This is a genomic window from Aquamicrobium sp. YD-1-mutant5 (genome assembly GCF_059509755.1).
Genome location: NZ_JCAKKP010000003.1, coordinates 411,031 through 433,207, shown reverse-complemented (window position 1 = coordinate 433,207; position 22,177 = coordinate 411,031). Strand labels below are relative to the sequence as shown.

Below are 22,177 nucleotides of genomic sequence, written 5' to 3'. Positions count from 1 at the left end.
GCTCTCGGGCTCGAACGCGGTTATAGGAAAGCGGATTTTCCCTTTTTCGGTGGCTTGTAAAACCACCGCCCGCGTAACGGGACGCGGGCGAACGAGAGGATTTTATTCGATGGCAAATACGCTTCTCATGCCGAAGGCGACCGCCGTCTGGCTGGTCGACAACACCGCGCTTTCCTTCGACCAGATCGCCCAGTTCTGCGGCCTGCATCCGCTCGAAGTGAAGGCGATCGCCGATGGCGAATCGGCGCAGGGCATCAAGGGCATGGATCCGGTGATCACCGGCCAGCTCAGCCGCGAGGAGATCGCGCGCGGCGAGCAGGACCAGAACCATCGCCTGAAGCTTTCCGAGCCGAAGGTGCGGGTGCCCGAGACCAAGCGCAAGGGCCCGCGCTATACGCCGCTGTCCAAGCGTCAGGATCGTCCCAATGCGATCCTGTGGCTGGTGCGCAACCATCCCGAGCTGAAGGACGCGCAGATTTCGCGTCTGGTCGGCACCACCAAGTCGACCATCGAGCAGATCCGCAACCGCAGCCACTGGAATGCGGCCAATCTGGTGCCGATGGATCCGGTGACGCTGGGGCTGACCTCGCAGATCGACCTCGACATCGAGGTGCAGCGCGCTTCCCGTAACCGCGAGGTTCAGCCCACCGGTGATACGCTGCTGCCGGCTTCGCTCACCGAACGCCTCGACCCGCAGGCCGATGCACCGCGCGACGAAGATGCGGAGCTGGACGCGGATGCCGTGTTCGCCAAGCTCTCGGCGCTGAAGGGCGCGGAGCCGGAAGAGGACGACGAGGAATAAGCCTCGCCTCCATATATATTCAAAAAGCGCGGGCCCGCCCCGCGCTTTTTTATTGCGGTTTCAGCGGCGGATCAGCCGGGTGACGGCAATGCCGCAGACCATCGAGGCGACGAAGATCAGTGCGGTGGGTTCGCCCAGTCCGAGCGCAGGGATCGAGCCGCCGGGGCAGAAACCGGCGATGCCCCAGCCGACGCCGAACAGGCCGGCGCCTGCCAGAAGCGGCAGGTCAATGTCTTTGCGGGCCGGCAGGTGGAAGCTGGTGTCGCAAAGCGGCGCCGGGTTTTTCAGCACCAGCCGGTAGCCGATTGCCGTGACGATCAGCGCGCCGCCCATGACGAAGGCGAGCGAGGGGTCCCACGTTCCCGCGACATCGAAGAAATTCAGCACCTTGGCCGGATTGATCATGCCGGAAAGCGCGATGCCGGTTCCGAAGACGAGGCCGATCAGCAGGGCGGTGATCATGCGCGACATCACAGCCCTCCCACGATGTGACGCACGATATAGACGGTGATGCCTGTCGTCGCCATGAAGGTCAGCGTGGCGGCGATGGAGCGCACGGACAGGCGCGCCATGCCGCATACACCGTGACCCGAGGTGCAGCCGGAACCGAGGGTGACGCCGACACCGACGATCAGGCCGCTGACGATCAGCCAAAGTGTCGGCGTGGTGCTGGCAAAGGCAATGTCATATCCGGTCAGCGCGATGATGAGTGCAGGTGCTGCAATCGCACCGGCAAGGAAGGCAGCGCGCCAGCCCCAGTCGGTGGCCACTGGCGGCAGAATGCCGCCGACGATGCCCGATATTCCGGCGATCCGGCCATGCAGCGCCATGAGCAGCACGGCGGCCAGACCGATCAGCGCGCCTCCGGCAAGGGATGTGATGGGCGTAAACTCGGTCATCGCTTGCAGGCCTTTCCGTTGGTGGAGCAGCCCAGCATGCAGTAGGCGGGACAGAAGCGCAGGAGGCCGGTGACGACGAGGACAAGGCCGACGATGACCGACAGCCACGTCCACAGTGTGCTTTCAAAGAAGGCCCAGCCGGACATGAAGGGCAGGGCAACGAGCAGCACACCGGCGACGATCCTGACGATGCGCTCCGGGGTTCCGATATTGGCGGTCATGGAGTTTTCTCCTGTGAAGCGGTCACTGCCCTATTTGCAGAACAGGGCATGCATGGTGTGGATGAAGGTCGCAATGCGGGGGTCTGCAAGCCGGTAGAAAACCTGCTTGCCCTCCTTGCGGCTGGCCACGAGACCGGCTTCGCGCAATTCGGCGAGCTGCTGCGACAGGCCCGGCTGACGGATGCCGAGCAAATCTTCCAGCTCGCGAACCGAATGCTCGCCATCGACCAGCGCGCAGCACACCATCAGGCGATCCGGGTTGGACACCTTCTTCAGGAAGGCGGACGCCTCGTCGACATTGGCGCGAAGATTGGCGGCCTCGCAGGACAGCTTTTCCGATGTGGTCATGTCCGGTTCACCCCCATGGTGCGCCCTTGAGCAGGTCGAGCGGGATCTTCAGGTAGCGGGTGCCGTTGGCCTCCGGCTCGGGAAGCCGGCCGCCATTGGTGTTCACCTGCAGGGCATGCAGGATCAGCTTCGGCATCGGCAGGGTGGCGTCGCGCGCCTCGCGGGCAGCGACATAATCGGCCTCTGTCAGATATTTCGACATGTGGCTGTTTTTCGCCTTCTGCTCGGCCACCGTCGATTCCCACAGCGGTTCACGCCCGCCCGGCTGGTAATCGTGGCCGGTGAAGATGCGGGTGTCGTCTGGCAAAGCGAGGATCGCCTGGATCGACGCCCACAGGGCCGCAGCGCTGCCTCCGGGGAAATCGGCGCGGGCCGTGCCGCTGTCGGGCATGAACAGCGTGTCATGCACGAAGGCCGCATCACCGATGACATAGGTGATGGAGGCGAGCGTATGGCCGGGCGAGAACATCACGCGTGCGGGGATCGAGCCGACCATGAAGGTGTCGCGTTCGGCAAACAGCCGGTCCCACTGCGAGCCGTCGGCCGGAAAATCGGACCAGTTGTAGAAACCCTTCCAGAGCTTCTGGACGTCGACCACCTTTTCGCCGATAGCCGTCGGGGCGCCGGTCTTCTGCTTCAGATAGTGCGCGGCGGAGAAATGGTCGGCGTGAGGGTGTGTGTCGAGAATCCATTCGACCGTGAGGCCCTTTTCCTGCACGAAATCGAGAATGCGGTCGGCATTGGTGGAGGCGGTCTGCCCGGACTTTTCATCGTAGTCATAGACCGGGTCGATGATGGCGCATTTGCCGGTGGCCAGGTCGGCCACGACATATTGCACCGACCATGTGCGCGGATCGAAGAATGCGGTGACATCCGGTTTCTGGCTCATGCGATGTTTCCTCTGGCTTGCCGGATGGTTCATCCGATCACATCTTGATATTTGCATAAATATGATTGCAAAAAAACGCAATCGTTATTTTGAAGAAATAAAGGCCAGAGGCGGCGGCCGTAAAAATATGGCGGCGTTTCAGTTGCCGAGCAGGGTTCTGGTCAGGGGATGATCGGGGTCGGCGAGGCCGTCGATGACGTTGAAGTGATGCCGGTCGGGTTCGGCGACAGCGGCGGTGCGCGCACCAAGCCCGGTCCAGATGTTCGCCAGCAGCGCGTTCTGGCGCAGGAATTCCGCCCGCTCCGCGCCGCCGACCCAGCAGGTGAGGCGGATGCCTTCGCGCGGCTGCAGCAGGGCCGGGCTCTCGACCAGCGCCTCGGCCTCGTCGATGTGCAGGGTTGCGTTCATGCCGGTGCGCATCAGCGGTCGCAGGTCGTGTACGCCGGAGATCGACACGACATGGCGGATGCGGGCCTGTACCGCGTCGGGCAGCGGCGCACTGGTGCTTGCCATGCGCGAAACGAGATGGCCGCCGGCGGAATGGCCGGTGAGCATCAGCGGGCCTTCGATCTCGCCGGCGGCGAAGGCGATAGCGGATGCGATCTCGCGGGTGATGCCGGCAATGCGGATGTCCGGGCACAGCGTGTAGGAGGGCATGGCGACCGCGTAGCCATGAGCAAGCGGCCCGGCCGCCAGATGCGACCAGTAACTCTTGTCGAGCCCCATCCAGTAGCCGCCATGCACGAAGACCACCAGTCCGCGCGGGCTGACTTCGGGCAGGAACAGGTCGAGCCGGTTGCGGCCGGCATCGCCATAAGCGAGGTCCAATTTTGCGCGTCCCTGCGCCGCCAGTCGCTCGCGGAAGCTCTGTGCCGGCTCCACCCACGCCGCCGGCCAGCGGTCGCCGCCGGGTATATGCGCGCCATTGGTGTAGGCGTCGCTCCAGTCCTCGATATGGCGGCTCAGCATGGTCGGTTCTCCGGTCTTTCGGTATCGGTGCAGAAAGCCCTGCGCGGGGCGGTGAAGTCAATTCCCGTCGCAATCATCGTAGCGAAGAAACTTTAGGCTTGAAATAATTTTCGGCCGGTGTCATTTTTTCTTCTGTCGACGATGCCGGCGTGCCCCTTCCGGGAAGCGCGGATGCCGGGCCGGGGGAGGAACCGGCCGGCAACGATCCGGCGCTCCATGCTGAGCGGGCCCCGGCAGTCGTCGCAGGGAGGACATCACGCGCATGCTTGGGCCTACGGCACATATCGACACCTTCACCCGTGACAATCTTCCCCCGCAGGAAGAGTGGCCGGATTTCCTGCTCGACGGGTTCGACTATCCCGAATTCATCAATGCGGGCCACGAACTCACCGACCGGCTGGTCGAGCAGGGTCTTGGCGACCATACGGCGCTGATCGGCAACGGGCGGCGACGCACCTACAAGGAACTGTCGGACTGGACCAACCGCCTCGCCCATGCGCTGGTGGAGGACTACGGCCTGCAGCCCGGCAACCGGGTGCTGATCCGCTCCGCCAACAATCCGGCCATGGTGGCCTGCTGGCTGGCTGCGACCAAGGCGGGCGCGGTGGTGGTCAACACCATGCCGATGCTGCGGGCAGGGGAACTGGCGCAGATCGTCGACAAGGCGGAAATCTCGCTGGCGCTGTGCGACACGCGGCTGATGGACGAGATGGTGGCCTGCGCCAAGGACAGCCATTTCCTGAAGAAGGTGGTCGGCTTCGACGGCACCGCCAACCATGACGCGGAGCTGGACCGCATCGCGCTCGGCAAATCCGTGCGGTTCGAGGCGGTGACGACCGGCCGCGACGACGTCGCCCTGCTCGGCTTCACCTCGGGCACCACGGGCGTGCCCAAGGCGACCATGCATTTCCACCGCGACCTTCTGATCATCGCCGACGGCTATGCGAAGGAGGTTCTGGGCGTGACGCCGGACGATGTGTTCGTCGGCTCCCCGCCATTGGCCTTCACCTTCGGGCTTGGCGGGCTGGCGGTGTTTCCGCTGCGCTTTGGGGCGACGGCCACCCTGCTTGAAAACGCCTCGCCGCCAAACATGATCGAGATCATCGAAAGCTACAAGGCGACCATTTCCTTCACCGCGCCCACCGCCTACCGGGCGATGATGAAGGCGATGGACGAGGGCGCCGACCTGTCGTCGCTGCGCGTCGCGGTGTCGGCCGGCGAGACGCTGCCGGGGCCCGTCTTCGAGGAATGGGTGCACAAGACCGGCAAGCCCATTCTCGACGGCATCGGCGCGACCGAGATGCTGCACATCTTTATAACCAACCGCTTCAGCGACATGCGCGCCGCTTCAACCGGTAGGCCCGTCGGCGGCTATGAGGCGAGGATCGTCGACGACGACATGAACGAAGTGCCGCGCGGCACGGTGGGCCGGCTCGCCGTGCGCGGCCCGACCGGCTGCCGCTACATGGCGGACGAGCGCCAGCGCGCCTATGTCCGCAATGGCTGGAACCTCACCGGCGACACTTTCGTGCAGGACGAGGACGGCTTCTTTCATTTCGCCGCCCGGTCCGACGACATGATCGTCTCGGCCGGTTACAACATTGCCGGGCCGGAAGTGGAAGCCGCGCTGCTGGCCCATGACGATGTGGCCGAATGCGCGGTGATCGGCGCGCCCGACACGGACCGGGGACAGATCGTGGAGGCCTATGTGGTGCTGGCGCGCGGCATGGCGGGCGATGCGGAGATGGTCAGGCGCTTGCAGGATCACGTCAAGGCGACTATCGCTCCCTACAAATATCCGCGCTCGATCCGCTTTCTCGATGCCCTGCCCAAGACGCAGACGGGGAAGATTCAGCGCTTCAGGCTCAGAGTGGAGCGCCAATGAGCGACAAGCCCTACGATCCGTCCGCCGAGGGTGCGCAGATGTCCTTTCGGGGGCGCATGTCCTATGGCGACTATCTGCGGCTGGACAAGGTGCTCGACGCGCAGGAGCCGCTTTCGGCCGCGCATGACGAGATGCTGTTCATCATCCAGCATCAGACCTCCGAATTGTGGATGAAGCTGGCGCTGCACGAGCTGCGTTCGGCCATCGCCTGCGTGCGGCGCGGCGAGGTGCGGCCCTGCTTCAAGATGCTGACGCGCGTGGCGCGTATCTTCGAGCAGCTCAACAGCGCCTGGGACGTGCTGCGCACCATGACGCCCAGCGAATATACCGAGTTCCGCGATTCGCTCGGCCAGTCTTCTGGCTTCCAGTCGTGGCAGTATCGGGCGATCGAGTTCCTCGCTGGCAACCGCAACCTCGCCATGCTGGGGCCGCACAACCATCGCCCCGATGTGGTGGCGAAGCTTGAGGAAATTCTTGGCCAGCCCTCGCTCTATGACGAGGCGATCCTGCTGCTTGGGCGCAGCGGCTTCGACATCGGCGCGGACGGCCGGCGCACGGACTGGCGCGAAACGCGCACCGAAAGCGAAGCCGTTCTGGAGGCGTGGCGGGCGGTCTATCACGAGCCGAACCGCTACTGGGAGCTTTACGAGCTGGCCGAGAAGCTGGTCGATTTCGAGGATTATTTCCGCCGCTGGCGCTTCAACCACGTCACCACGGTGGAGCGGGTGATCGGTCTGAAGCGCGGCACGGGCGGCACCGGCGGCGTTTCCTACCTGAAACGGATGCTGGAGGTTGAACTGTTTCCGGAACTCTGGAAAGTTCGGACACGGCTGTAGAAAACGTCTGCGGACGGGGAACTCTGGGAGGAGAATGAGATGAAAAGAATTCTGACGGCGAGCCTGCTCGCACTTTCAATGACGGCGGCCGGCGCAGCACTGGCTGATCCGGTCAAGATCGGCGTCATCACCACGCTTTCGGGTGGCGGCGCCGGACTTGGCGTCGACACGCGCGATGCGCTCGTTCTGGCGTTCAAGAAGTCCGGCAACACGGATGTCGAGCTGGTCATCGAGGACGATGCGCAGAAGCCGGAACTGGCCGTGCAGATCGCTGAAAAGATGATCCAGAGCGACAAGGTCGATCTGATGACCGGCATCATCTGGTCGAACCTCGCCATGGCGGTGGTGCCGAACACGGTGGCGCAGGACGTGATCTATCTCTCGCCCAACGCCGGTCCCTCGGCGCTCGCCGGCGCCAACTGCAACAAGAATTATTTCAACGTCGCCTATCAGAACGACAATTTCCACGAGGCGATGGGCCAGTACGCCAATCAGGACTACAAGAAGACCTTCATCCTCGCGCCCAACTATCCGGCCGGCAAGGATTCGCTGACCGGCTTCAAGCGCTACTACAAGGGCGAACTGGCCGGCGAGCTTTACACGCAGGTGGGTCAGACCGACTATGCGGCCGAGATCGCGCAGATCCGCGCTGCGGGCGCGGATTCGGTGTTCTTCTTCCTGCCCGGCGGCATGGGCATCGCCTTCATGAAGCAATATGCGCAGTCGGGCGTTGGCCTGCCGGTTCTGGGCCCGAGCTTCTCCTTCTCTCAGGACGTGCTGCCGGCCGTGGGTGATGCAGCACTCGGCGTGAAGAACTCGGCGAGCTGGTCGAAGGACCTCGACAACGAGGCCAACAAGGAATTCGTCGAAGCCTTCCAGGCCGAATATGGCCGGCTGCCGTCCATCTATGCGGCGCAGAGCTGGGATACGGCGAACCTCATCCTGTCGGCGCTCGCCAAGGCCGACGTCAAGGACAAGGACGCCTTCCGCGCGGCGCTGAAGGCCGCGGACTTCAAGTCTGTGCGCGGCGAGTTCACCTTCAACACCAACCAGCACCCGATCCAGAACATCTATGTGCGCGAGGTGGTGAAGGAAGGGGACGTGCTGACCAACAAGATCATCGCCACCGCCTTCGAGAAGCATGGCGACGCCTATGTCGAGCAGTGCAAGATGTAGCCTTTTCTCTCCTGCGGGAGAATGAAGCCTCTTCTTGTTTCCGCTGCCTGAACGGGTTTATTCCGCTGCCGGTTTTCCGCCTTCCTGTGAGGCGGGAAACTGAAAGGGGATCTGAACCCCTCAACAGGTGGATCCATCTGAAAATCCAGCCGGAAGCTTTCGCTTTTGTCCATCGCCCTCATCATCGAACAACTGCTGAACGGATTGCAGCTCGGCGTCATGCTGTTCCTGATCGCGGCCGGGCTGACGCTGATCTTCGGCGTCATGGGGCTGATCAATCTCGCCCATGGCTCGCTCTACATGATCGGGGCTTTTGCCTGTGCGTCCGTCGCCGCGGCGACCGGCTCGTTCTGGCTGGGGCTGGCGGCGAGCCTTGCCGCCGCCGCCGCCGCCGGGGCACTGATGGAAGTGGCCATCATCCGCCGGCTTTATGAGCGTGACCATCTCGATCAGGTTCTGGCGACCTTCGCGCTGATCCTCATCCTGTCGGAAGGCACGCGCTGGCTGTTCGGCTCCTTCCCGCTCTATCTCGACATTCCGCCGCTGCTGCAGGGCGCCGTGCCGCTGCCGGGCGGCGGGCAGTACCAGCTCTACCGGCTGGCGATCATCGGCGTCGGCATCGTCGTGGCGGTGGGTCTCTACCTGCTGATTTCGCGCACAAGGCTCGGCATGCGCATCCGCGCCGGCGAAAGCGACCGCGAGATGATCGCCGCACTCGGCGTCGATATCCGCACCCTCTACACGGTGGTGTTCGCGCTGGGTGCGGCCCTTGCCGGCCTTGCCGGTGCGCTGGTTGGCGCGCTGCAGTCGGTGCAGGTGGGCATGGGCGAGCCGGCGCTGATCCTTGCCTTCGTGGTCATCGTCATCGGCGGCATCGGCTCCATCAAGGGCGCGCTGGTCGGGGCCATTCTGGTCGGCGTGGTCGACACGATGGGCCGTTTCCTTCTACCCAAGCTGCTGGCGCTGACCATGCCCGCCTCGCAGGCCAATCTGGTGGGGGCGGCCCTTGCCTCGATGCTCATTTACATCGTCATGGCGCTGATCCTTGCATTGCGCCCCCGCGGCCTGTTTGCGGGGCAGGCATGATGGCCGCGTCGCGCGAAACGCTGGTCAGCGGGCTGCTGCTCGTGCTGCTGGTCGCCATTCCTGTGGCGGCGACGATGGCGGGCGAGCCATTCTACGTCACGCTTGCCACCCGCATCGCCATTCTGGCGCTGGCGGCGGTGGGGCTGAACATCGCGCTCGGCCTCGGCGGGCTGGTGTCGTTCGGACACGCCGCCTTTTTCGGCCTTGGCGGCTATGTCGCCGGCATTTTCGCAACCCATGCCTTCAATGGCGAGCCGCTGCCGTTCGGCTTTGCGGCGACCACTTCTATGCCGGTGATCTGGCTGAGCGCCATGGCGCTGTGCGGACTTGTGGCGCTGCCGATCGGGGTGATCAGCCTGCGCACCTCGGGCGTCTATTTCATCATGATCACGCTGGCCTTCGCGCAGATGATCTATTATTTCGCGGTTTCCTGGCCGAGCTATGGCGGCGAGGACGGGCTGTCGATCTATGTGCGCAACAGCTTTCCGGGTCTGAATACGGCGCAGCCGCTGCCTTACTTCCTGCTTTGCCTCGGCGTTCTGATGGCGGGGCTCGTGCTGTTCCAGCTCATCAAGGGCTCGCGCTTCGGCACGGCGCTGGAAGCCTCGCGGCAGAACCCGACGCGGCTTGCGGCCGTCGGCATCGCGCCCTTTGGCATCCGGCTGGCCGCCTTCGCCGTCTCGGCCATGGTGACGGGTCTGGCCGGTGCGCTGTTTGCCGATCTCAACCGCTTCGTCAGCCCGTCCATGCTGTCCTGGCACATGTCGGGCGAACTGATCGTGCTCATCATTCTTGGCGGCAAGGGCCGGCTGTTCGGTCCGCTGGCCGGGGCCATGGTCTATGTCCTGTTTGAATATGCGCTGGGCGGCATTACTGAGCGCTGGCAGTTCTTCCTCGGGCTGATCCTGCTTGGCGTGGTGCTGTTCGCACGCGGCGGACTTCTGGGACTTCTGGCCGGAAAGGCGCGCCATGGCTGAGCCCGTCCTCCAGCTTTCCGATCTGCGGAAGAACTTCGGCGCGCTCAAGGCCACCGACGGCGTGAGCCTCGACCTGCGGCAAGGTGAAATCCATGCGCTGATCGGTCCCAACGGGGCCGGCAAGAGCACGCTGATCCACCAGATCTGTGGGTCGATCCGGCCCGACAGCGGCACCATCCGCTTCCTCGGCGAGGATATGGCCGGGCTTGATATGGCGGCGCGGGTGCGCAAGGGGCTGGGGCGCAGTTTCCAGATCTCCTCGTTGGCGCCGGAATTTTCCGCTCTGCGCAACGTAATGCTGGCCGTGCAGGCAAGGCAGGGGTCCAGCTTCCGCTTCCTGCGTCCTGTGGCGAGTGATGGCAGCCTGACCGGGCCCGCCATGGCTATGCTGGAGCGTGTCGGGCTTGAGGCGCGTGCAAAAGTGCCGGCGGCGGAACTGTCGCATGGCGAGCGCCGCCAGCTCGAGATCGCCATTGCACTGGCGCTGGGGCCGAAAGCCTTCCTGTTCGATGAACCGATGGCGGGGCTTGGGCCGGAAGGCTCGAAACGGCTGACCGGCTTCCTCGATGGTCTGCGCCATGAAGCGCCGATCCTGCTGGTCGAGCACGACATGGATGCCGTCTTCGCGCTGGCCGACCGCATCTCGGTGCTGGTCTACGGCCGCATCATCGCCACCGGCACCGTGGCCGAAATCCGCTCCGACCCGGAGGTGCGGCGCGCCTATCTCGGAGATGCGGCATGAGCCTGCTTGTCCTCAATGGCGTTGAAAGCTTCTATGGTGCCTCGCAGGCGCTGTTCGGCGTCGATCTTGCCATCGAGGATGGCGAGGTGGTGGCGCTGATGGGCCGCAACGGCATGGGCAAGACCACGACCATCAATTCCATCCTCGGCCTTGTACGGCCGCGCGCGGGCTCGATCCGCTTCGCCGGCAGCGAACTGGCGGGCCTGCGTCCGCATCGCATCGCGCGGCTGGGGCTCGGCCTCGTGCCGGAAGGGCGGCGCTGCTTCCCGAACCTCACTGTCGAGGAAAACCTGCTGGTCGCGGCGCGCGGCAGCGAATGGACGCTGGAGCGGGTGACGGATCTGTTCCCGCGCCTTGGCGAACGGCGCAGCCAGTATGCCAACACCCTGTCCGGCGGCGAGCAGCAGATGCTGGCCATCGGCCGGGCGCTGATGACCAATCCGCGCCTGCTGATCCTCGATGAGGCGACGGAGGGGCTGGCCCCGGTGATCAGGCAGGACATCTGGGCGGCGATCCGCAAGCTGAAGGCCACCGGTCAGTCGATCCTCGTGGTCGACAAGACTCTGTCGGAACTGCTGCCGGTCGCCGACCGCTGCTTCGTCCTGGAAAAGGGCGTCACCGTCTTTGCCGGCACGCCACAGGCACTGACGTCCGACCTGCAGGACCGCTATCTGGGCGTTTGAGCCCTGAGCCTCGTTCTCATCCGGGAAACCGTCGCCATGCGATGGCTTCCCGGTTCATGGGCCGGATGACTGAGAAAGGTCAGGTCACCGCGGCGCGCACGGCGAAGCGTGGCTCTTTCCACACGCTGCTCGCCAGAATGTCCTCCAGAACGGCCACCGCATCCCAGACATCGCGATAGCTGGTGTAGAGCGGCGTGAAGCCGAAGCGGAGTGTGGACGGGGCGCGGAAATCGCCGATCACGCCGCGCTCGATCAGCGCCTGCATCACCTCATAGGCATGGTCATGCGCGAAGGACACCTGACTGCCGCGGCTGGTGCGGGCGCAGGTGGTTTCCAGCGAAACGCCATATCGGCCGCAGCGGGACTCGACCAGTTGGATAAACAGGTCGGTCAGGGCGAGGCTCTTCTCCCGCAGCGCCTGCATGTCGACCTCGTCCCAGATGTCGAGCGCGCCCTTCAGCGCCCGCATCGACAGGATCGGCTGGGTGCCACACTGGAAGCGGCGGATGCCTTCAGCCGCCGCAAATCCGGTTTCCATGGCGAAGGGGCGGGCATGGCCCCACCAGCCGGAAAGCGGCTGAACGATGTTGTCGTGATGCCGGCGGGCCGCGTAGACGAAGGCCGGGGCGCCGGGGCCGCCATTGAGATATTTGTAGGTGCAGCCAACGGCGAAGTCGGCCCCGGCGGCGTCGAGCTCCACCGGCAGGGCGCCGGCGCTGTGGCACAGGTCCCAGACGGCGAGCGCGCCGGCATCGTGGATACGCTTGGTCAGCGCCGCCATGTCGCGCAGGGTGCCGCTCTTGAAGTTGACGTGGTTGATCAGCACCACGGCCACGGTCTCGTCGATGAGATCCTCGATCGCCGGCGCATCGACACCTTCCAGTTTCAGCGACGTGCCCGGACGGGTCGAGACGACGCCTTCGGCGACATAGAGATCGGTCGGGAAGGAGCCGCTTTCGGCGACGATGGTGTTGCGGCCGGGACGCAGGGCGAGTGCGGCATGGAGGGCCTTGAAGATGTTGACCGAGGTGGTGTCGCCGACCACGATCTGGCCCTCGGCGGCACCCACCAGCCGGCCGATGCGGTCGCCGAGCTTCACCGGCATGTCGAACCAGCCGGCCGTGTTCCATGAGCGGATCAGGTCCTGGCTCCATTCCTGCCGGGCAGCCGTTTCGAGCTCCGCAAGTGCGGCATGCGAGGCGGCGCCCAGCGAATTGCCGTCCAGATAGATCACGCCTTCGGGCAGCACGAACCGCTCGCGGAATGCGCGCAGCGGATCGGCCGCATCAAACGCCTCGATAGCGGAAAGATCGGGAAGAGCGGACATGCAAACCTCCGGGGGCTTTTTCTGCTTTTCTCCGCATCGGAGAAAAGTTCCAGCCCCTTGTTCTGGCGCAATTCCGAACGCAAAGCCGCTTCGCACTTTTGCCGGAATTGCTAAGGTGGGCCACGCCGTGGGAGCAGAGGCATTGCCCGGTTACTTGTGGGTTACGGGCTGCCGGCGAAGCGCTGAGGCTTCGCCGGAGCTTTTTGCGGAGCGTACTCCCTATTCGCGGAACGTTTCCTTGGCGGCGGCAGGGCCGCGTCCGCGCTTGATGCTGGGCAGCGCCAGCATGATCAGCACGAAGAGGCCGGTGGCCAGCTTCAGGTCGGGCGGCGGCATACCGGCGGCAAGGCACAGCGACACGAGCTGGTAGTAGACGATGGCGCCGACGAACGGGGCCAGAAGCTGGCGCAGCACGGTCTGCTTGCCGGTGATCGCCTCGCCGATCATCAGCGCGGCCAGACCGTTGATCAGCACGCCGATGCCCATGTTGACGTCGGCAAAGCCCTGGCTCTGCACCATCAGCGCGCCGCCGGTGGCGGAGAAGGCGCCGGCGAGGCCAATGCCGCCGATGGTGGCCGCCCAGACATTGATGCCCTGCGCTTCGGCCATATCCGGATTGGAGCCGACCGCGCGCATGGCGGTGCCCTTCTCGGTCTTGAAGTAAAAGTAGAGCAGGCAAAACACCGCCAGAACCACGATGCCGGCGACCACGATCTTGGAGGCCGGGAACCCGCCATGCAGGCCCGGCACCCAGTCGAAGACGGTGGTGTTGCCGAACACGGACAGGTTCGAGCGGCCCATGATGCGCAGATTGACGCTGTAGAGCATCGTCATGACCAGAATGCCGGCAAGCAGCGTATGGATGCGGAAGCGCAGATGGATGAAGGCCGTGCAGCAGCCGGCCACGAAGCCGGCGAGCAGAGCGCCGGCAATGGCGACGACCGGCGAAGCGCCGGCGATCATCAGCACGCCGCAGACGCTGCCGCCCAGCGGGAAGGCGCCTTCGCTAGTCAGGTCGGGAAAGCTCAGCATGCGGAACGGGATCATGATGCCGAGCACGACGAAGCTCAGGATCAGGCTCTGCGCCAGCGTGACGGGAATGAGCGAGACGAAGCTCGACAGGGTGGTTTCGATGAAGCCCATGATGTCAGCTCGCCAGCAGCATGCGGTCGGTCTTGACGGAGAAGTGGCCGATCAGGTCCACCACCGTGACGTTCTTCTTTTCCTCGCCGGCGATTTCCAGCTTCACCTTGCCGGCATCCAGCATGATGACGCGGTCGCCGAAGTCGACGGCGTGCTGCATGTTGTGGGTCACCATCAGCGTCGTCAGCTTCAGCGAGGAAACGGTGCGGATGGTGGCTTGCATGACGATGTCGGCGGTGCGCGGGTCGAGCGCCGCGGTGTGCTCGTCGAGCAGCAGCACATCCGGCCGGTCGCTCACTGCCATGATCAGCGACAGCGACTGGCGCTGGCCGCCGGAAAGCAGCTCGACCTTGGTGTCGAGGCGGTTTTCAAGGCCGAGGCCGAGCACCGAAAGGCGCTCGCGATACTCAGCCAGACGGCCGGCATTCAGGCCGGGCCGGAACGTGCGGCTCTTGGCGCGCAGTTCGGCCAGCAGCATGTTTTCGGCCACCGTCATCGAGGCGGCGGTGCCGCGCATCGGGTCCTGAAACACGCGCGCCAGCCGTGCGGCGCGCTTGTGAACCGGCATCGAGGTGACGTCGGCGCCGTTGATGAGGATCTTGCCGGAATCGAGCACCAGCGAGCCCGAGATGGCATTGAGCATGGAGCTCTTGCCGGCGCCGTTGGAGCCGATGACGACGCCGAATTCGCCGGTGGCGAGCGTCAGATTGAGATTGTCGAGCGCGACCTTCTCGTCGGGTTGACCCCGATAGAAGACCTTGCGCGCGGACCGGACTTCCAGCATCCGCACCTCCTGCGCGTTTCCAAAAGAACTTAAGAAAAAGGCGGCGCTTTCAGAGCGCCGCCATTTCCGGCGATGGAGATATTCGTCAGTCGACGAAGCATCCGCAATCATCGAGGGCGGCCGGGATTTCGAGGCCGAACTCCTTGGCGGACTTCTTCGAGATCACCATGACGTGGTCCTCGTAAGCAGGCTTGGAGGGGGCGATGGACTTCGGATCCTCGCCCTTGAGGATGCGCACGGCGATCTTGCCAGCGTTCTCGCCGACCTTGTCGTAGTTGACGGCAAAGCTTGCCGGAACCACACCCTCGCGCACGGCGCCGTCGTCGGAGTTGACGATCGGGATGCCGGCCTGGCGGGCGGCGGCGGCCACGGCGGCGACAGCCGGCTGCAACAGGTTCGAGGTCGGCACGTAGATCACATCGGCCTTGCCGGCGAAGGAGGCAACGCGCTGCTGGATGTCGTTGACGTTGTCGACGCCGACGGCAACGATCTCCAGACCGGCATCCTTGGCCAGTTCGCGGGCGCTGTCGACCAGCGCCACGTCATTGGCCTCGCCGGGATTGTAGGGAATGCCGAAGCGCGTGGCGTTGGGCATCAGCTCCCTGGTGAACTTCATCACGGCGGCCAGATCCTGAAGGTCGGAAGAGCCGGTGATGCCTTCGCCGCCTTCATCCCAGGACGGCACCAGCTTGGCGGCGACCGGATCGGTAACGGCGGTGAAGACGATCGGAATGCCGGAGCCCGCGAGCGCCTTCTGGGCGATCTGCGAAACCGGGGTGGTGACGGTGTAGATCAGCTTCGGCTGCTCGGCCTGCAGCTTGGCGATCATCTGCGGCACCAGCGAAGCGTCGAAATTGGTGTGGCTTTCGGTGTAGACGACATCCTTGCCGTCTTCGTAGCCGGCGTCGGAAATGGCGCGCTTGAAGCCTGCAATGGCAATGTTGAGCTGCGAGTGCTCACCGAAATTGGCGATGCCGATGCGGACAGGATCCGCCGCCGCCGTCATGGCGCTTGCCAGCATGGCGCCGGCGACAACAATTCCGGACAGCCAGCCGGATTTCGACATGTTCATTGTAACCTCCCGAGACATCGACCATCGGCGTTTTCATTTTCGCCTTGGGGCGTGATCATACCGGCTTCGGAAGTCTTGTCAAACGTATATATATAGATCGGAGGAATGCAGCGGATGATATATAATTTGGCTCCGGAGCCATTTCATATATAATTCGCGCGGAGCCGGGGAGGAGACGCGATCATGGCCGGAGACGGCCTGATGCAAGCGGATGGCACGATGCAGGAAGAAACCCGACAGAGCAAGACGGAAGCAGCCTACAGCCTGCTGCGGCGCGATATCCTGGCCACCCGGCTGAAACCGGGGGCGGCGCTGAAACTGGGCGCGTTGCGCGATGCCTATGGCGTCGGCTGGACGCCGCTGCGCGAGGCGCTGTCGCGGCTGGAGGCCGAGAAGCTGGTCACCGCCATCTCCAATCGCGGTTTCGCCGTGGCGCCGGTGTCGAAGGGCGAGCTGGAGGATCTGGCGCGGGCGCGCATGGTGGTGGAGTTGCCGCTGTTGCTGGAATCGATCGCCAACGGTGATGAGGCGTGGGAGGCGACCGTCGTCACCAGCCATTTCCGCCTGTCGCGCTGCAAGATCGCGCCCGACGATCCGTCAGAAGCTGCGGTTGACGAATGGGATGAAAAGCACAGTGCTTTCCATGATGCGCTGCTGAGTGCTGCGCGCTCAAGCTGGCTGCTGCGCTTCCATGCCACGATCTCCGATCAGTTGCGCCGGCATCACCGCTTTCTTGGTCTGGCACCTACCCTGCGCGCCGCTGAAGGGCGGCAGGAAGGATATGAGGCAGCGGTGACGGCGTTGCGCGAAGCAATGGGGATCGAGCATCACACGGCGCTGATGGAGGCGGCGCTCGACCGCGACATGGAGCGGGCGCGCCGGCTGATGGAAGAGCATATCGGCTACACGTTGCATGCCTATATTCAGGCCGGGGAAGAAGCGGGCCGCCGCAAAAGGTCGGACAAGGCCGGGGGCAGAAAGGCCGCTGGGGAATGAACGCCCCGCAAAGACCGACCCTTGCAGCGATGCAGGCTGCGCAAGCACGCCTCGTCGCTTATATGCAGCCGACTCCGCTGGTGCCGCTCGATCTCGGGCTTCCGGACCGGCGTATTTTCCTTAAGCTGGAAACGCTCTCGCCCATCGGCGCCTTCAAGCTGCGGCCGGCGCTCAATGCGCTGCTGTCGCGAAAGCAGGCGGAGCTGTCCAGCGGCGTCGCCACGGTCAGTTCCGGCAACATGGCCTATGGCATGGCGTGGGCGGCCCATGCGCTCGGCGTGAAGATGGCCGCTTACATGTATGAAGGCGCGCCGCAGACCAAGATCGACGGTGTGAGGGGGCTTGGCGGCGATGTGCGTTTCATCGGCATGGACGACTGGTGGCGCTACATCACCGATGCCGACCGCCCGCAGCTTGACGAGTTGCTGATCAACCCGGTCACCGATCAGGCCGTTCTGGACGGCAACGGCACCATCGGGCGGGAAATCGTCGAGGCGCTTCCCGACGTCGATGTGGTCCTCACGCCCTATGGCGGCGGCTCGATGACCACGGGTGTCGCCAGCGCTGTGCGGGCGCTGAAGCCGGACACAAAAATTCTGGCCGTCGAGGACGAGAACGCCGCGCCGGTCACGGCGGCTCTCGCCGCCGGGCGTATCGTGGATATCGAAACGAGACCGTCCTTCATCAAGAGCATCGGCGGCCCTTCGCTGGTGCCGCAGCTGTGGCCGGTGGCGCGCGAACTGATCGACGGCGCCGAGACCGTCAGCCTCGAACAGGTGACGGCTGCCATGCGGCTTCTGTTCTCGCGGGCCAAGGTGGTGGCGGAGGGTGCAGGTGCTGCTTCGCTGGCGGCGGCACTTTCCAGCCCCCATGCGAAGGGCAATGTGGTGTGCGTGATCTCGGGCGGCAACATCGATGCGGACGCCTATGCGACGGTGCTTGCAGGGGGCATTCCCCGGCCCTGACGCCCGGCCGGTGCAAGCTGCGGCTTGTCCAGACCGGCTAAACGGCTCTACAAGAGCCGGATTGCTGGAGGACGACCGGGCCGGAGATGAACGAGATCAGGGACGACGAGCGTCAAGCCGAATGGCTGGACGGGGAGACCAAGGTGCTGGAGGCGCCGGGCGACCATGGCGCGGAAATTCGCCTGTGGCTCAGGCTCCTGACCTGCGCGACGCTGGCTGAGACCGAGATCCGGCGGCGGTTGCGCGAGGAATTCGACTTCACCCTGCCGCGCTTCGACCTGATGGCGCAGCTCGAACGCGCCGAAAACGGCATGGTGCTGGGCGAGGTTTCGCGGCGCATGATGGTTTCGGCCGGCAACCTCACCGCGCTGGTCGAGCGGCTGGTGGAGATGGGCTATGTCAGCCGCACCGTTTCGCCGAAGGATCGTCGCGTGCAGATCATCGCCCTGACCGATGAGGGACGCGCCGCATTCCGCACCATGGCGGACCGCCATGGCGAATGGATCGGCGAATTGTTCGGCCATCTGTCGCGCAATGACGAAGCCCTGCTGATGGATGCGCTGGGCCGGCTCAAGGGTTCGATCCGTCAGGCACTGTCGGGCACGTAACCCCCTTTTCGCCGGCTGGTACATGGTTCCCGCCAGTTCGCCCGGCGGGAGCATTGCGATTTTTGCTCCGCCTGAAGAAACTTTAAGCTTGAAGTTTTTTTCGGAATGCTCTTTCTTGGGAGCGGCAAAGGTGGTGTTCAGGCTCCGCCATGCCGATGACGGGAGGAACGATCATGCGCATTGTCTGCATCGGAGGCGGGCCGGCCGGTCTCTATTTCGCCCTGCTGATGAAAAAGCAGAATCCGGCGCATCAGGTGACCGTGGTCGAGCGCAACCGGGCCTTCGACACGTTCGGCTGGGGCGTTGTGTTTTCCGATGCCACCATGCAGTCGATGCGCGAATGGGATCCGCAGACGGCCGCCACCATCGAGGACGCCTTCAATCACTGGGACGATATCGAGCTGGTGTTCAAGGGGCGCAAGATCCGCACCACCGGTCACGGCTTCGTCGGCATCGGCCGCAAGAAGATGCTCAACATCTTGCAGGAGCGCTGCCTCGAACTCGGCGTCGAGCTGGTGTTCGAGCAGGATGTGCAGAGCGACGAGGAATTCGCCGATGCCGACCTGATCATCGCTTCGGACGGCGTCAATTCGCGCATCCGAGCCCGCTATGAAAACGTGTTCCGGCCCGACATGCTGATGCGGCCCAACCGCTATATCTGGCTCGGGACCGACAAGGCCTTCGATGCCTTCACCTTCGATTTCCAGCGCACCGAGCATGGCTGGTTCCAGGCGCATATCTACAAATTCGACGACAGCACCTCGACTTTCATCGTCGAGACCACCGAGGACGTGTTCAACGCCCACGGCATCGGCGAGATGGATCAGGACCAGTCGATCGCTTTCTGCGAAAAGCTGTTCACGGACACGCTGGACGGCTCGCGGCTGATGAGCAATGCGCGCCATCTGCGCGGCTCCGCATGGCTGAATTTCGGGCGGCTGATCTGCGAGAAGTGGAGCCATTTCAACGGCAAAAGCCATGTCGTGCTGATGGGCGACAGCGCCCACACCGCCCATTTCGCCATCGGTTCCGGCACCAAGCTTGCCATCGACGACGCCATCGAGCTGACCCGCCAGTTCAACGCCTTCGGCCATGATGCGAAAAATATCCCGGCCGTGCTGGACGCCTATGAAGAGGTGCGCCGCGTTGATGTCGCGCGCATCCAGAACGCGGCCCGCAACGCCATGGAATGGTTCGAGGTCGTGGGGCATCGCTATGCCGACCGGCTTGAACCCGAACAGTTTATGTATTCGATGCTGACCCGCTCGCAGCGCATCAGCCATGAGAACCTGCGCCTGCGCGATCCTGAATGGCTGGAAGGCTACGAGCGCTGGTTCGCGAAGCGGGCTGGCGTGGAGCCGGCGGCGGATGGCAGTGTGCCGCCGCCCATGTTCACGCCCTACACCGTGCGTGGCCTGACCCTGCGCAACCGCATCATCGTGTCGCCCATGGCCATGTATTCCGCCACGGACGGGCTGGCCGACGACTTTCACATGGTGCATCTCGGCGCGCGCGCCATGGGTGGGGCCGCCCTCATCTTTCCCGAGATGACCTGCACTTCGCCGGATGCCCGCATCACGCCGGGCTGTCTTGGCCTGTGGAACGAGGAGCAGGCTGCGGCGCTGAAACGCATCGTCGATTTCGTGCATGGCCAGACGCCGGCGAAAATCGGCATCCAGCTTGGCCATGCCGGCCGCAAGGGTTCCACAAAGCGCGGCTGGGAGGGCATGGACCAGCCGCTTGATGAAGAGAACTGGCCGCTTCTTTCGGCCTCCGCCATTCCCTATCTGCCGCAGTCGCAGGTGCCGCGCGCCATGACACGGGGCGATATGGACTGCGTCGTCGCCGATTTCGTCGCGGCCACGAAACGTGCCGCAGCTGCCGGCTTCGACATTCTCGAAATCCATGCCGCGCATGGCTATCTGCTGTCGTCCTTCCTGTCGCCGCTGACCAACCGGCGCGACGACGAATATGGTGGCAGTCATGAGAACCGCGCCCGCTTCCCGCTGGAAGTGTTTCGCGCCGTGCGCGCGGCATGGCCGCAGGATCGCCCGATCTCGGTGCGCCTCTCGACGACTGACTGGCACGAGGGCGGCAACACGCCGGAGGATGCCGCCATCTTTGCCCGCATGTTCAGGCAGGCCGGCGCCGATCTCATCGACTGCTCGACCGGGCAGGTGGTGACGGACGACAGCCCCGTTTACGGGCGGCTGTGGCAGACGCCGATGTCGGACAAGATCCGCAACGAGGTGGGCGTTGCGACCATCGCGGTCGGCGCGATTTCCGAGGCCGATCATGCCAATTCCGTCATTGCCGCCGGCCGTGCCGACCTTTGCGCGGTCGCCCGCCCGCATCTGGCCGATCCATCCTTCGTTCTGCATGAGGCGGCGAAGATCGGGTTTTTCGGCGTGGAATGGCCGAAGCAATATCTGTCGGCGCGCTCGCAATATGAAAACAATCTGGCACGCGCGGCCGCCGAAGCGGCAGGCCGGAAATGAGCGCTCAACACGCCTTCGTCACCGGGGCGGGCACCGGCATTGGCCGGGCCATCGCGCTGGCGCTGGGGGACAAGGGCTTTGCCGTCTCATTGGCGGGGCGGCGGGCCGGACCGCTTCAGGCGGTGGCCGCCGAAATCGTGGCTTTGGGCGGCAAGGCGCTGGTAGTCGACGGCTTCGACGTGACCGACGAGCAGGTCGTGACCACAGGTGCTGCGCAGGCGATTGCAGCTCTGGGTGAGGTTTCCGTGCTGGTCAATTGTGCCGGCGAAGCGCCGTCCGCGCCCTTCGAAAAAACCGATCTGGCGCTGTGGAACCACGTCGTCGCGGTCAATCTCACCGGCACCTATCTGGTCACGCGGGCGCTGCTGCCGTCGCTGCGCAAGGCCGGCTCGGCGCGCATCATCAACATCGCCAGCACCGCCGGCATGACCGGCTACGCTTACGTGTCCGCCTATTGCGCGGCCAAGCATGGCGTGGTCGGGCTGACGCGATCGCTGGCGGTGGAACTGGCGCGCACCGGCATCACCGTCAATGCCGTCTGCCCCGGCTTCACCGACACGCCGCTGCTCGATGCGGCGGTGGACAACATCACCGGCAAGACCGGGCGCAGCGCCGATGAGGCGCGCGAAGCACTGGCGCGGGCAAACCCGCAGGGCAGGCTGGTCACGCCGCAGGAGGTCGCCGATGCCGTGCTGTGGCTGGCCGGCGAGGGGGCCGGCGCTATCACCGGGCAGGCGATCGCGGTTGCCGGCGGCGAAGTGATGAACTGAAACCGGGAGGACATGATGGCAGAAAAAGATGCAGTCGAAGGCGGGATCACCGCGAACGGCACCGGCTACGGGAATGTGGAGTGGAACATTCTCGGCCAGCGTTATTTCCCCAAATCCGTCGGCGCTTCGAGCTTCGCGTTCGAGACCAACAGCGCGGCCGGTCAGTTCGTTCCGGTCCACATTCACCGGACGCAGGATGAGTTTATCCTCGTTCAGGAGGGCGAGTTGCAGGTGAAGCTGGACGGCAAGTGGTTCACCGCTTCCGCCGGCGATCTCGTGCGCATGCCGCGCGGTGTCCCGCATGGCTATTTCAACAAAACCGACAAGCCTGCCCGCGCCCTGTTCTGGGTGTCGCCGGCCGGTCGGCTGAAGGAGCTTTTCGAGAAGCTGCACAACATGACCGACACCGACGAGGTGGTGAAGGTCTCGGCCGAACACGATGTGGATTTTCTGCCGCCTTCCGCCAACGAGTGAGCGGGCCGGACAAGAGGAAGAGAGTTT

24 protein-coding genes are annotated in these 22,177 nt (G+C 64.4%); 14 read left to right on the top strand and 10 right to left on the bottom strand.

What is annotated here, in order from left to right:
* Positions 1–109: 109 nt before the first annotated feature.
* Positions 110–802 carry a DUF1013 domain-containing protein gene (locus tag AC5XE7_RS06505; RefSeq protein WP_280198672.1) on the top strand — a complete coding sequence of 231 codons (693 nt, stop codon included), beginning with the start codon at positions 110–112 and terminating at the stop codon, positions 800–802.
* Positions 803–862: 60 nt separating this feature from the next.
* On the opposite strand, the gene AC5XE7_RS06500 is transcribed toward AC5XE7_RS06505, so the two are convergent.
* The 6 genes from AC5XE7_RS06500 to AC5XE7_RS06475 all read right to left on the bottom strand — a co-directional run bounded on the left by AC5XE7_RS06500 (position 863) and on the right by AC5XE7_RS06475 (position 4,128).
* Positions 863–1,273, bottom strand: a complete 411-nt coding sequence (locus AC5XE7_RS06500; RefSeq protein WP_495365341.1) for a DUF6691 family protein — start codon at positions 1,271–1,273, stop codon at positions 863–865.
* Positions 1,273–1,701 carry a YeeE/YedE family protein gene (locus tag AC5XE7_RS06495; RefSeq protein WP_495365340.1) on the bottom strand — a complete coding sequence of 143 codons (429 nt, stop codon included), beginning with the start codon at positions 1,699–1,701 and terminating at the stop codon, positions 1,273–1,275. Before AC5XE7_RS06495 ends, AC5XE7_RS06500 begins: the two co-directional genes overlap by 1 nt.
* On the bottom strand, positions 1,698–1,922 hold the full coding sequence (locus tag AC5XE7_RS06490) for a YgaP family membrane protein (RefSeq protein WP_495365339.1): 225 nt from the start codon (positions 1,920–1,922) through the stop codon (positions 1,698–1,700). Before AC5XE7_RS06490 ends, AC5XE7_RS06495 begins: the two co-directional genes overlap by 4 nt.
* A gap of 30 nt (positions 1,923–1,952) precedes the next feature.
* Complete coding sequence (locus AC5XE7_RS06485) at positions 1,953–2,270, bottom strand: ArsR/SmtB family transcription factor (RefSeq protein WP_183825176.1); 318 nt, start codon at positions 2,268–2,270, stop codon at positions 1,953–1,955.
* A 7-nt stretch (positions 2,271–2,277) separates the two neighbouring features.
* Positions 2,278–3,159 carry an MBL fold metallo-hydrolase gene (locus tag AC5XE7_RS06480; RefSeq protein WP_495365338.1) on the bottom strand — a complete coding sequence of 294 codons (882 nt, stop codon included), beginning with the start codon at positions 3,157–3,159 and terminating at the stop codon, positions 2,278–2,280.
* Positions 3,160–3,297: 138 nt separating this feature from the next.
* On the bottom strand, positions 3,298–4,128 hold the full coding sequence (locus AC5XE7_RS06475) for a hormone-sensitive lipase (RefSeq protein WP_495365337.1): 831 nt from the start codon (positions 4,126–4,128) through the stop codon (positions 3,298–3,300).
* A 262-nt stretch (positions 4,129–4,390) separates the two neighbouring features.
* Between AC5XE7_RS06475 and AC5XE7_RS06470 the strand changes: the two genes are divergently transcribed.
* The 7 genes from AC5XE7_RS06470 to AC5XE7_RS06440 all read left to right on the top strand — a co-directional run bounded on the left by AC5XE7_RS06470 (position 4,391) and on the right by AC5XE7_RS06440 (position 11,513).
* Complete coding sequence (locus AC5XE7_RS06470; protein WP_495365336.1) at positions 4,391–6,013, top strand: AMP-binding protein; 1,623 nt, start codon at positions 4,391–4,393, stop codon at positions 6,011–6,013.
* Positions 6,010–6,849 carry a tryptophan 2,3-dioxygenase gene (gene kynA, locus AC5XE7_RS06465; protein WP_495365335.1) on the top strand — a complete coding sequence of 280 codons (840 nt, stop codon included), beginning with the start codon at positions 6,010–6,012 and terminating at the stop codon, positions 6,847–6,849. Before AC5XE7_RS06470 ends, kynA begins: the two co-directional genes overlap by 4 nt.
* Positions 6,850–6,888: 39 nt before the next feature.
* Positions 6,889–8,025 (top strand): ABC transporter substrate-binding protein, encoded by a 1,137-nt coding sequence (locus tag AC5XE7_RS06460; RefSeq protein ID WP_495365334.1) that lies wholly within the window; start codon positions 6,889–6,891, stop codon positions 8,023–8,025.
* Positions 8,026–8,190: 165 nt separating this feature from the next.
* The gene (locus AC5XE7_RS06455; RefSeq protein ID WP_495365333.1) at positions 8,191–9,111 is read left to right on the top strand and encodes a branched-chain amino acid ABC transporter permease; all 921 of its coding nucleotides are present in this window, start codon (positions 8,191–8,193) and stop codon (positions 9,109–9,111) included.
* Positions 9,108–10,088: a branched-chain amino acid ABC transporter permease gene (locus tag AC5XE7_RS06450; protein WP_495365332.1), complete on the top strand. Its 981-nt coding sequence runs from the start codon at positions 9,108–9,110 to the stop codon at positions 10,086–10,088. The genes AC5XE7_RS06455 and AC5XE7_RS06450 overlap by 4 nt, the downstream gene beginning before the upstream one ends.
* A complete protein-coding gene (locus AC5XE7_RS06445) occupies positions 10,081–10,830 on the top strand; it encodes an ABC transporter ATP-binding protein (RefSeq protein WP_495365331.1) in 750 nt (249 codons plus the stop codon). The genes AC5XE7_RS06450 and AC5XE7_RS06445 overlap by 8 nt, the downstream gene beginning before the upstream one ends.
* Positions 10,827–11,513, top strand: coding sequence for an ABC transporter ATP-binding protein (locus tag AC5XE7_RS06440; protein ID WP_495365330.1), 687 nt, complete (start codon positions 10,827–10,829; stop codon positions 11,511–11,513). The genes AC5XE7_RS06445 and AC5XE7_RS06440 overlap by 4 nt, the downstream gene beginning before the upstream one ends.
* 79 nt (positions 11,514–11,592) lie before the next feature.
* Here AC5XE7_RS06440 and kynU read toward each other — a convergent pair whose 3' ends face one another.
* From kynU to AC5XE7_RS06420, 4 genes are all read right to left on the bottom strand, one after another.
* Positions 11,593–12,840, bottom strand: coding sequence for a kynureninase (kynU, locus tag AC5XE7_RS06435; protein WP_495365329.1), 1,248 nt, complete (start codon positions 12,838–12,840; stop codon positions 11,593–11,595).
* A gap of 219 nt (positions 12,841–13,059) precedes the next feature.
* On the bottom strand, positions 13,060–13,983 hold the full coding sequence (locus tag AC5XE7_RS06430; RefSeq protein WP_495365328.1) for an ABC transporter permease: 924 nt from the start codon (positions 13,981–13,983) through the stop codon (positions 13,060–13,062).
* Positions 13,984–13,987: 4 nt separating this feature from the next.
* On the bottom strand, positions 13,988–14,767 hold the full coding sequence (locus AC5XE7_RS06425) for an ABC transporter ATP-binding protein (protein ID WP_183825142.1): 780 nt from the start codon (positions 14,765–14,767) through the stop codon (positions 13,988–13,990).
* Between the two features lie 85 nt (positions 14,768–14,852).
* The gene (locus AC5XE7_RS06420; protein WP_183825139.1) at positions 14,853–15,839 is read right to left on the bottom strand and encodes an ABC transporter substrate-binding protein; all 987 of its coding nucleotides are present in this window, start codon (positions 15,837–15,839) and stop codon (positions 14,853–14,855) included.
* Between the two features lie 219 nt (positions 15,840–16,058).
* Here AC5XE7_RS06420 and AC5XE7_RS06415 point away from each other — a divergent pair, with 219 nt between their 5' ends.
* The 6 genes from AC5XE7_RS06415 (at position 16,059) to AC5XE7_RS06390 (ending at position 22,150) form a co-directional block, all read left to right on the top strand.
* The gene (locus AC5XE7_RS06415; RefSeq protein WP_495365529.1) at positions 16,059–16,835 is read left to right on the top strand and encodes a GntR family transcriptional regulator; all 777 of its coding nucleotides are present in this window, start codon (positions 16,059–16,061) and stop codon (positions 16,833–16,835) included.
* The gene (locus tag AC5XE7_RS06410; RefSeq protein WP_495365327.1) at positions 16,832–17,800 is read left to right on the top strand and encodes a pyridoxal-phosphate dependent enzyme; all 969 of its coding nucleotides are present in this window, start codon (positions 16,832–16,834) and stop codon (positions 17,798–17,800) included. Before AC5XE7_RS06415 ends, AC5XE7_RS06410 begins: the two co-directional genes overlap by 4 nt.
* Positions 17,801–17,886: 86 nt before the next feature.
* Positions 17,887–18,408, top strand: coding sequence for a MarR family winged helix-turn-helix transcriptional regulator (locus AC5XE7_RS06405; protein WP_239799863.1), 522 nt, complete (start codon positions 17,887–17,889; stop codon positions 18,406–18,408).
* 173 nt (positions 18,409–18,581) lie between these two features.
* Entirely contained in the window at positions 18,582–20,906 is a 2,325-nt protein-coding gene (locus AC5XE7_RS06400) for a bifunctional salicylyl-CoA 5-hydroxylase/oxidoreductase (RefSeq protein ID WP_495365326.1), read from the top strand.
* Positions 20,903–21,676, top strand: a complete 774-nt coding sequence (locus tag AC5XE7_RS06395) for an SDR family NAD(P)-dependent oxidoreductase (protein ID WP_495365325.1) — start codon at positions 20,903–20,905, stop codon at positions 21,674–21,676. The genes AC5XE7_RS06400 and AC5XE7_RS06395 overlap by 4 nt, the downstream gene beginning before the upstream one ends.
* 15 nt (positions 21,677–21,691) lie before the next feature.
* Positions 21,692–22,150 carry a cupin domain-containing protein gene (locus AC5XE7_RS06390; RefSeq protein WP_495365528.1) on the top strand — a complete coding sequence of 153 codons (459 nt, stop codon included), beginning with the start codon at positions 21,692–21,694 and terminating at the stop codon, positions 22,148–22,150.
* Positions 22,151–22,177 lie beyond the last annotated feature (27 nt).

Coding starts and splice junctions, on each gene's coding strand:
- AC5XE7_RS06450 (WP_495365332.1), top strand. CDS start 9,108: ATGATGGCCGCGTCGCGCGAAACGCTGGTCAGCGGGCTGCTGCTCGTG.
- kynU (WP_495365329.1), bottom strand. CDS start 12,840: ATGTCCGCTCTTCCCGATCTTTCCGCTATCGAGGCGTTTGATGCGGCC.
- AC5XE7_RS06460 (WP_495365334.1), top strand. CDS start 6,889: ATGAAAAGAATTCTGACGGCGAGCCTGCTCGCACTTTCAATGACGGCG.
- AC5XE7_RS06390 (WP_495365528.1), top strand. CDS start 21,692: ATGGCAGAAAAAGATGCAGTCGAAGGCGGGATCACCGCGAACGGCACC.
- AC5XE7_RS06400 (WP_495365326.1), top strand. CDS start 18,582: ATGCGCATTGTCTGCATCGGAGGCGGGCCGGCCGGTCTCTATTTCGCC.
- AC5XE7_RS06445 (WP_495365331.1), top strand. CDS start 10,081: ATGGCTGAGCCCGTCCTCCAGCTTTCCGATCTGCGGAAGAACTTCGGC.
- AC5XE7_RS06430 (WP_495365328.1), bottom strand. CDS start 13,983: ATGGGCTTCATCGAAACCACCCTGTCGAGCTTCGTCTCGCTCATTCCC.
- kynA (WP_495365335.1), top strand. CDS start 6,010: ATGAGCGACAAGCCCTACGATCCGTCCGCCGAGGGTGCGCAGATGTCC.
- AC5XE7_RS06495 (WP_495365340.1), bottom strand. CDS start 1,701: ATGACCGAGTTTACGCCCATCACATCCCTTGCCGGAGGCGCGCTGATC.
- AC5XE7_RS06505 (WP_280198672.1), top strand. CDS start 110: ATGGCAAATACGCTTCTCATGCCGAAGGCGACCGCCGTCTGGCTGGTC.
- AC5XE7_RS06490 (WP_495365339.1), bottom strand. CDS start 1,922: ATGACCGCCAATATCGGAACCCCGGAGCGCATCGTCAGGATCGTCGCC.
- AC5XE7_RS06500 (WP_495365341.1), bottom strand. CDS start 1,273: ATGTCGCGCATGATCACCGCCCTGCTGATCGGCCTCGTCTTCGGAACC.
- AC5XE7_RS06410 (WP_495365327.1), top strand. CDS start 16,832: ATGAACGCCCCGCAAAGACCGACCCTTGCAGCGATGCAGGCTGCGCAA.
- AC5XE7_RS06425 (WP_183825142.1), bottom strand. CDS start 14,767: ATGCTGGAAGTCCGGTCCGCGCGCAAGGTCTTCTATCGGGGTCAACCC.
- AC5XE7_RS06415 (WP_495365529.1), top strand. CDS start 16,059: ATGCAGGAAGAAACCCGACAGAGCAAGACGGAAGCAGCCTACAGCCTG.
- AC5XE7_RS06475 (WP_495365337.1), bottom strand. CDS start 4,128: ATGCTGAGCCGCCATATCGAGGACTGGAGCGACGCCTACACCAATGGC.
- AC5XE7_RS06420 (WP_183825139.1), bottom strand. CDS start 15,839: ATGAACATGTCGAAATCCGGCTGGCTGTCCGGAATTGTTGTCGCCGGC.
- AC5XE7_RS06470 (WP_495365336.1), top strand. CDS start 4,391: ATGCTTGGGCCTACGGCACATATCGACACCTTCACCCGTGACAATCTT.
- AC5XE7_RS06395 (WP_495365325.1), top strand. CDS start 20,903: ATGAGCGCTCAACACGCCTTCGTCACCGGGGCGGGCACCGGCATTGGC.
- AC5XE7_RS06405 (WP_239799863.1), top strand. CDS start 17,887: ATGAACGAGATCAGGGACGACGAGCGTCAAGCCGAATGGCTGGACGGG.
- AC5XE7_RS06485 (WP_183825176.1), bottom strand. CDS start 2,270: ATGACCACATCGGAAAAGCTGTCCTGCGAGGCCGCCAATCTTCGCGCC.
- AC5XE7_RS06480 (WP_495365338.1), bottom strand. CDS start 3,159: ATGAGCCAGAAACCGGATGTCACCGCATTCTTCGATCCGCGCACATGG.
- AC5XE7_RS06440 (WP_495365330.1), top strand. CDS start 10,827: ATGAGCCTGCTTGTCCTCAATGGCGTTGAAAGCTTCTATGGTGCCTCG.